The sequence below is a fragment of the Actinomadura sp. KC06 genome, assembly GCF_004348735.1.
GTDB lineage: Bacteria > Actinomycetota > Actinomycetes > Streptosporangiales > Streptosporangiaceae > Spirillospora.
Genome location: NZ_SMKT01000101.1, coordinates 24,852 through 33,361, shown reverse-complemented (window position 1 = coordinate 33,361; position 8,510 = coordinate 24,852). Strand labels below are relative to the sequence as shown.

Genomic DNA, 8,510 nt, shown 5'->3' with positions numbered 1-8,510 from the left:
GGTTGGGGACGTAGGCGTGAGGGTTGGGTTGGGGTGCCAGACCGAGGGGATCAGGGCTGCTGTATCCGGCTGTGGAAGGGTCGTAATAGCGGCGGTAATTGTAGTGGAGGCCCGTTTCGGGGTCGTGATATTGGCCTGGCAAGCGCAGAGGACAGGGCGGCGGTCGGTCCGCATTGCTCGCGCCCCAAGTGTTCAGAGCGATGGGGATGACGGTGCCGCTCGCATCGATGAGTTCTGTGGGGGCGCCGACCAGGTCGGTGATGATGGCGTGGAACTGGTGGTCGATCCATTCTTGGGGCGCGGCAGCAGCGGGGAGGCGCTCGGTTTGGGTGAGCGGTGCGTGGGTGCCCGGCCGGTAGGTCCAGGTGGTGGTGCGCGGGGCTTGGTTCTGGGTGTGGATGTGGTGGACCTGCTCGGCGAGGCGGGTGCCGTCCCAGGCGTAGGTGTAGGTCTGCAGGAGCGTGGTGCCGTCGGGCGCGTACTGGTGCTTGGCGATGCGGCGGCCGAAGGGATCGTACTGATAGCGCCAGCGTGAGCCACCGGGTGTTTCGGCGGAGGTGAGGCGGTCGTCGGCGTCCCAGTGGAACCGCCACGTACGGCGTTTGCCGGACAGAGTGACTCGTTCACGCAGGACGATGCGGCCTTGCGCGTCGTGTTCGTAGCGGGTGCGTCCGGCGCGGCGGATCAGGGTGCCGGTGTATTCACGCGGGCCGGATTCGCCAGCGTCTTCCGAGGTGGCCTGGTCGGCGCGGCTCAGGTTGCCGGCGGAATCGTATGCATAGCGTTCGGTCCACTCTTGGACGGTGACGGTGGTGATCCGGCCGAAAGGGTCCAGTGTGTAGGTGCGGTCGCCGGTGAGCCGGTCGGTGACGCCGGTGAGATTGCCGTCGGGACGGTAAGCGTAGGTGCGGTGCTGCAGTAGGCGAGCCTGGTCGGTGCCCGGGGCGGGGGCGCCCCACAGGGTTTGGGTGGTGAGTCGGCCCGCAGTGTCCCATTGCTGGGCCAGGGCAGTGCCGGCGCCTATGCGGCGGCCGGTTTCGCGGCCCGCGGGATCATGGGTGAAGGTGAGCGCATGCCCGCCGGTGGTGAGCTGGGCGGGGATGCCGGTGGGAGTGTAGGTCCAGGCTTCCTCGGCGCCGGACGGGGTGCGGCGGGTACGGACGCGGCCGAGCGGATCGCGGGTGTAGGAGGTGGCGGTGCCGTTGACGGTCTCGGTGAGGATGCGGCCGAGCGGATCGCGGTCCAGTCGCAGGTCGGTGTCGGGACCGGTTGCACGGACGAGGCCGCCCATCGGGTCGTAGGCGTAAGTGGTGACCTGGTCGCCGGACGTTTTCTCCAGCGGGTTGCCGAGCGGATCGCGAGTGTAGGTGACGGTCTGGCCGACACCGTTGGTGCGGGCGGTGACGCGTCCTGCGGCGTCGAGTGTGTAGCTGAGCGTGCGGCCGTTGAAGTCGGTCTCGCCGGTCAGGCGTCCCGCCGAATCGTACGTGTATTGCCAGGTCAGGCCAGCGTCGTTGGTGACGGTCGCGAGTCGCCGTTCGGCGTCGTGGGTGAAGGTCAGGGTCGATCCGTCCGAGCGGATCACCGCCGTGGGCAGGTCGAGGGGACCGTATTCGGTACGGGTGGTCTGGCCGAGGGGGTCGATGTGCTCGACCCGGTTGCCTTCACCGTCATAACGCCACCGCTCGATCGTCCCGTCCGGGAAGGTCATCGAGGCGGGTCGTCCCTCGATGGTCCAGGTGAGTGCGGTGCGCGCGCCGGTCGGGTCGATGAAATCGGTCAGGCGGCCCATCGCGTCGTAGGTGCGGTGGGAGGCGGCGCCGGATGCGTCGGTGATCGTGATCGGCAGGCCGGCCTCGTTGAGGTCGGCGCGGGTGGTGTGGCCGAGCGCATCGGTCGCCGAGACCAGCCCGCCGCGCTCGTCGTACGCGAAGGTGGTGACCGCCCCGGTGGGGTCGGTCTCGGCGGCGAGGTTGCCGCGCTCGTCGTACTGCCACCGCCATGTGTTCCCGTCCGGCCAGATCCATTGGACTGGCCGGTTCAGCTCGTTGTACTCGGTCAGGCTGGATGTTCCATCGGGGTAGGCGACGCCGGTGAGGTTGCCGCGCTCATCATGGCTGTACCGCGTTGTGTGGCCGAGGGGGTCGGTACGTGACAGCAGCCGGTCGTACTCATCCCATTCGGAGCGAGTGATATTGCCGAGCGGGTCGGTCTCCTCGACGACCTGGCCGTACTGGTTGTAGCGGTGGGTCGTCGTGTGCCCCAGAGCGTCGGTGACCAGAGTGCGGCGATTGTCCGGATCATAGGTGAACGTCGTGTTCAGACGGCCTTCGGAGCCTTCGCCGCGTACGGCGCGACCTTGTTCGTCGTAGGTGTAGCGGTACCAATGCTGGTTGCGGTCCACCCACCCGGTCAGCCGGTGCTCGTCGTCGTAGCTGAAGCGCTGCGGGACGTTCGAGGAGTCGTAGACCTCGGTAAGGTCGCCGACGCCGCTGTAACCGAACCGGACCAGGCCGGTCCCGTCCAGGGTCCGCAGTGCGGTGATGCAACGGTCGCCGGTGTCGGTGGGAGCGGTGTCGATGAGGATGCGGTAACCGCCCGAATGACGGATCTCGGTCAGGATCTGGTCCTCGTAGAGCAGGTCGATGCGATTGCCATTGCGGTCGGTGACCGCGGTCAGCGGCAGCCGGGACCAGCCCATCTCCTCACCCGGTTCGGGGAAATGCAATGTGCGTCCCGAATACGGGTCGGTGAGGGTGTAGCCGCCGTCGGAGGTGAGGGTCAGCGGATGGCGAGGCCCGGTGCTCGGCATGAACGCGACGTTCGGCACCAGATATTGCGGATACGTGCGGACGGTGGCGTCCGCGCCGAGGAAATGCACGCCCTCGCTGTCGAGTTCGAGGGCCTGGTCGAGGGTGGAGCCCCAGGAGACACCGAACCAGCCGCCCGCTCGGTAGGAGGAGATGTGCGTCCGCTCCAGAAGCAGCGGCAGGACGCCCGGTAAGGACACGTCCACCTGCGACAACAGCACATCCCCGGTGACGATGCTGATCGGGTCGCCGCCCTTGGGCGTATTTTCGGTGGGACGCGCCTGCGACTGCGGGCTGCCGTTCCGGCGACCGCCGTCACGGGGACCACCCCGGCTGCCGGGACTACGGCCGTTCGGACTCGGCGCTCCCCCACGGCCGCGTCCGCGCCGCTTGGGGGCCGGGAAGAAGTCACCGGCCATCTTCCCGAACACGCCACGGGCCGCCCGGCCGCCTCTGGCACCGCCCCGTCCGCGCGGACCACCGCGCCTACCCATGAGGAACGGCCGTCCGACGAGAACCCCTCACAACAACCCCCAATTAAACGCATCAGCACAGGTGAGACGAAATTGTGGTCATGTCGCGGGGGTGATCAGATACTAACATCTTCATCAGACCAATATACAAAAGGGACATTTCAAAATAGAGGTTGTGGACAGAGAATTAATAGCTGCCCATCGTCTGACCTCGAATAGCGCTCGCATCAAGCCCGAAGCCGATCGGAGCCGGGGCGGAACGGGGCGCGGAGCCGGGTCCCGACCATGCCTGCAGGACGGGTTTCTGACCCGTCTCTGGTCTCGGGAAAACCACCGGGACGAGCAGAACGTCAGGAGTTGCCGTAAACGAGGAGGACCACCGTTGCCTCGCGGCCAATACCGATCACCGCACAATCAAGCATGTGCCCGCAAACGGGATTCGCCGGCTTGCCAGTGTGCAGAATTGCGCGGTTCGCGGGCTGGACCGGCTTCAGGGGAAGCGCGGGGTGTTCTGGAGACGGGTCAGGAGGGTCGTTAGGCCACGGATTGTTTCGTGGCCGTGTTTGGTGGTGAGGGTTTGTTCGTGGGTGCGGGCTAGGGATTCCAGGCGGGCTAGTTTGGTGCGGCCCAGGTCTGAGACGTGGACGGAGACTCGGCGGCGGTCGCGGGACGACTGGGAGCGGTACAGGTAGGCCGAGTCGGCCAGCGAGTCGACTATGCGGGTCAGGGTCGGATGCGGGATTTCGACTATGACCGCTAGTTCGCCCATTGAGATGTCGTCGGCTCGGGCCAGGGTGCGCAGGACGCGCCATTGCTCGACGGACGTGTTCTCCTCGTCGAGGAAGGCGCCCAGGTCGCGGGCGAGGGCGCGTTGGGTGCGGGTGAGGAGGTCGACGAGTTCGGTGTTCGCCGTCCGGTCCAGAGTCGTGTCGTGTCGCCGCTCGGCCACGCTGTGCCCTCCCTCGCCCGGCCGCCCTGCCGAGAGCATACTTGCCAGGTCATGGACGGTTCGGTGGTACTGCGGGACAGCGCGGAGCTATTGGTCTCCGGGCCGGACGCCTCGGTGCTGCGGTTGGTGTTGCTGCTGCCGTTGTCTGGGCCGCTCGGGTTGACCGGGCCGTCGGGGTTGAGTGCGGCCTATCTGGCTGCGTCCGAGGTCAACGCGGCTGGGCTCGGGGTTGAGCTTGTGCCCGTCGATGCCGGACGGGCGCCGGGAGCGGTGGCGGCGGAGGCGCGGCTGCTGGCGGACGCGGGGCTGGTGGACGCGTTCGTCGGGTTTCACACGAGTGATGTGCACAGGGCGCTGGACGTGGCGTTGCGCGAACGGGTGCCTTATGTGTTCACGCCTCCGCATGAAGGGGGGCCGCGGGGAGACGGTGTGGTGCTGCTCGGCGACGAGCCGGCGCGGCAGCTCGGTCCGGCGGTGCGGTGGTTGAGCGAGCGGCTGAGGCTGCGGCGGTGGGCGCTGATCGGGAACGACTACATCTGGCCGCGGTCGGTGCATCGGGCGGCCTCGCGGGTGGTTCGGGCGCTGGGGGCGGACGTGGTGTACGAGCGGCTCGTACCGTTTCCGTGGGCGGACGGGGAAGCGGGCTTTGAGCGGCTTGTGGAGGAGCTAAGGCAGGTCCGTGCCGAGGCTGTGCTTCTCAGCCTGGTCGGGCGGGATCTTGCTGTCTTCAATCGGGTGTTCTCCGCGTCGCGGCTTGCAGGGCGGGTGGTGCGGTTGTCCGGGGCGCTGGAGGAGAACGTGTTGCTGGCTGGGGGCGGCGACGACAGCGGGGAGCTGTATTCGGCGATGCGGTCGTTCGCCGGGCAGGGGGACGAGCGGCGGATCGCCCTGGCGGAGCGGCATCGGGCGGTGTTCGGGCCGAGCGGTCCCGTTCTCGACGCCTATGCGGAGGGGTGTTACGACGGCGTCCATCTGCTGGTGGCGCTCGCGGCCACGGGGGTGCTGAGCGCGCGGCGGGCCAAGGCGGCGTCCGAGCGGCTCCTCGCGGGTGCGGGAGATCCGCGGAGCTGGGCGTGCGCGCCGCTGGGGCCGCCGCGGACGGGCGGGTTTCTGGCCAGGGCGGACGGCCTCGACCTGACCGTGATCACCCGGCTCTGAGGTCTTTTCGAGTAAAAGCTTTTCATTTGAAAAGAATGATTCTAGGCTGCGCGCTGGATCCGCGGGGTTCCCGGTACTCCTCGCGGCGAAGGAGGACACCGTGACCGTCGAGGAAGCGCGGCCGGAAGGTCGAGAAGGTCCTGAAAGCATCGAGCGCTACGGGTACAAGCAGGAGCTGCGGCGGTCGCTCGGGTTCAAGGACCTGGTCGTCTACGGGCTGGTCTTCATGGTCCCGATCGCCCCGTTCGGGATCTTCGGCAGCGTCTTCCAGGGCTCGGGCGGCATGGTCGCGCTCGCGTACGCGGTCGGGATGCTGGTCATGCTGTTCACCGCGGGGTCGTACTGGCAGATGGCGCGGGCGTTCCCGATGGCGGGCTCCGTCTACACCTACGCCGGACGCGGCATCACGCAGCCGGTCGGGTTCCTCGCCGGGTGGATGATCTTTCTCGACTACGTGCTGGTCCCGGCGCTGCTGTACCTGATCGCGGGCGTGGCGATGAACTCGCTCGTGCCGGACGTCCCGGTGTGGCTCTGGCTCGTCGGCTTCGTCATCCTCAACACGGCCGTCAACTTCTTCGGCATCGAGATGACCGCGCGGATCACCCGCATCATGCTGGTCGCCGAGCTGATCGTCCTGACGATCTTCCTGGTGGTCGGCGTCGTGGCGCTGGCCCAGGGCAAGGGGCACGACGGCGGGAGCCTCACGCCGATCTTCAACGACGAGACGTTCTCGTGGAGCCTGGTGTTCGGCGCCGTGTCGATCGCGGTATTGAGCTTCCTGGGCTTCGACGGCATCTCGACGCTGGCGGAGGAGAACCGCGAGTCCGCCCGCGCCATCGGACGGTCGATGGTGGCCGCGCTGCTGCTGGTCGGCGTGCTGTTCATCGTCCAGACCTGGGTGGCGTCGCTGCTCGTGGAAAACCCGGACAAGCTGATCTCGGACGGCGACCCCGAGGGCACCTCCTTCTACGACGCCGCCGATGTCGCGGGCGGGGTCTGGCTGGCCAAGCTCACCGCAGCGGCCACCGCGATCGCATGGGGGTTCGCCAACTCCCTGGTCGCGCAGGCCGCGACGTCCCGGCTGCTGTACGCCATGGCGCGCGACAGGCAGCTGCCCGGCTTCCTCGCCAAGGTGCACGCCAAGCGGCAGGTGCCGGTGAACGCGACGCTGCTGGTCGCCATCATCTCGCTGGCCCTCGGCCTCTACATGGAGCAGCGGGACGACGGCATCACGCTGCTCAGCTCGCTGGTCAACTTCGGTGCGATGACGGCCTTCCTGACATTGCACGTTTCGGTCGTCGTCCACTACGTGGTGCGGTCGAGAAGCCGGAACTGGTGGGCCCATCTGATCGTGCCAGTGGTCGGCTTCTGCTTCCTCGGCTACGTCGTCTACAACGCGGACGTCGCCGCGCAGGAGCTCGGGTTCATCTGGCTCGGCATCGGCGTCGTCGTGCTGATCGTGCTGCTGGCCATGCACCGCCGTCCGACGCTGTCGGGCATCGCGGGCGACGGCGGCAAGGAAGACCGCGACGGGTGACTTCCCGGTCAGCTGCCGTGAAGGATGACTCTGCGGAGCCGGCCGGACAGATGGCGGTGGAACTCGGCGCGATCGTTGGACCGCGGGAAGGGCCCGTCCGGGACGGGGACGCCGAGGAACGCGCACAGCGGCTCCCACCCCTCCGCGACGTCGAAGACCAGCAGCCGCCCGTCCGGGATCGCGGCCTTGACCTCGGCGACGTGCCGGTGGAAGACGTCGAGGACGTGGTCGCGGTCCTCGATGCGCCCGCCGAACGCGCGGTCCACGATGGTCGTCTCGACGAGGTCGTTGAGGCGGGCGAGGTCCGGTGACCGCCGCGCCACCAGCCACCGGACGATCCGCTGCCGCGGCGACGGCCGGCGCTCCCCCTGGATGTGGTCGAAGATCGTGGACGAGATGCTGTCGTACCACCGTGCGGGGTCGCGGACGGTCAGGACCACCTTCGCGTCCGGGTAATGATCGGCGAGTTCCCGCCAGTAGGACGCCGCCGGCCAGTCCACCGCCGACGCGTATCCGGCGAAGACCTCGTCCCAGTCAGGGTCTCCGCCGTCCTCCGTGTCGAGCCAGTGCCGGATGCGGTGCGGTTCCGAGATGACGCCCCACATGTGGTAGCAGGGGCCGAAGCCGAGCTGTTCCAGCGCGGTCTGGAGGGAGGCCGTGCCGGTCCGTCCGAAGCCCGCTCCCAGCACCTTCATCGCGACTCCGTTCCGCTGATCCGCGTGTGATCCGCACCGTTCGTTATCCGAACCGTCTGTGATCCGTACCGTCCGCGTTCGCGGTGATCGCACAGAATTGTCGGTAGACGCGAAGAATACGGCAATGATCTACTTCCGACCACTTCTGGACGGGCCGTCCGGAACGGCGGTCAGCGGCCGCGGAGGATCAGGCGGGCCAGGCGGCGCGGGCGTTTGCCGTGCCAGGCGGCGCGCTCGTTCGACTGCGGGAACGGCTCGTCCGGGACGGGGACGCCGAGGAACGCGCACAGCGGCCCCCAGCCCTCCGCGACGTCGAAGACCAGCAGCCGCCCGTCCGGGATCGCGGCCTTGACCTCGGCGATGTGCCGGTCGAAGACGTCGAGGACGTGGTCGCGGTCGTCGATGCGCCCACCGAACACCCGGTCCATGACCGTTGCCCGGGCCATGCGGGGATAGAGCGCGAAGTCCGGCGACCGCCGCTTGACCAGCCATCGGACGATCCTCCGCCGCAGCGGCAGCCGCCGTTCCGCCAGAGCGCGGGCGAAGATCGTGGACGCGACGCTGTCGTACCACCGCTCAGGGTCGCGGACGGTCAGGACCACCTTCGCGTCGGGATAGTGGTCGGCGAGTTCCCGCCAATAGGACGAGGCGGGCCAGTCCAGCGCCGACCGGTACCCGGCGAACACGTCGTTCCAGTCGGCCGCGTGCCCCTCGCCGATGTCGAGCCATTGCCGGATGCGGCGCGGCTCCGCGATGACGGACGACATGTGATAGCAGGGGCCGAAGTCGAGCCGTTCCAAGGCAGCCTTCAGGGAGGCGGTGCCCGTCCTGCCGAAACCCGCGCCGATCACCTTCATGGCGCCTCCATCCGAACGTTCTTCTGATCGG

The 8,510-nt window shown here is 68.1% G+C and carries 6 protein-coding genes; 2 read left to right on the top strand and 4 right to left on the bottom strand.

What is annotated here, in order from left to right:
• Together E1287_RS28090 and E1287_RS28085 are read right to left on the bottom strand one after the other, a co-directional pair.
• The coding region (locus E1287_RS28090; protein ID WP_207934509.1) for an RHS repeat protein at window positions 1–2,881 on the bottom strand (2,881 nt) is incomplete at its 3' end.
• An 892-nt stretch (window positions 2,882–3,773) separates the two neighbouring features.
• Complete coding sequence (locus E1287_RS28085) at window positions 3,774–4,232, bottom strand: MarR family transcriptional regulator (RefSeq protein ID WP_207934508.1); 459 nt, start codon at window positions 4,230–4,232, stop codon at window positions 3,774–3,776.
• 51 nt (window positions 4,233–4,283) lie between these two features.
• Here E1287_RS28085 and E1287_RS28080 point away from each other — a divergent pair, with 51 nt between their 5' ends.
• Window positions 4,284–5,390, top strand: coding sequence for a substrate-binding domain-containing protein (locus E1287_RS28080; RefSeq protein ID WP_131968082.1), 1,107 nt, complete (start codon window positions 4,284–4,286; stop codon window positions 5,388–5,390).
• A 100-nt stretch (window positions 5,391–5,490) separates the two neighbouring features.
• Window positions 5,491–6,927: an APC family permease gene (locus tag E1287_RS28075; RefSeq protein ID WP_243719487.1), complete on the top strand. Its 1,437-nt coding sequence runs from the start codon at window positions 5,491–5,493 to the stop codon at window positions 6,925–6,927.
• A gap of 8 nt (window positions 6,928–6,935) precedes the next feature.
• Here the strand turns inward: E1287_RS28075 and E1287_RS28070 are convergent, their stop codons facing one another.
• Window positions 6,936–7,622, bottom strand: a complete 687-nt coding sequence (locus tag E1287_RS28070) for a sulfotransferase family protein (RefSeq protein WP_131968081.1) — start codon at window positions 7,620–7,622, stop codon at window positions 6,936–6,938.
• A gap of 170 nt (window positions 7,623–7,792) precedes the next feature.
• Entirely contained in the window at window positions 7,793–8,479 is a 687-nt protein-coding gene (locus E1287_RS28065; RefSeq protein ID WP_131968080.1) for a sulfotransferase family protein, read from the bottom strand.
• Window positions 8,480–8,510: the final 31 nt, after the last annotated feature.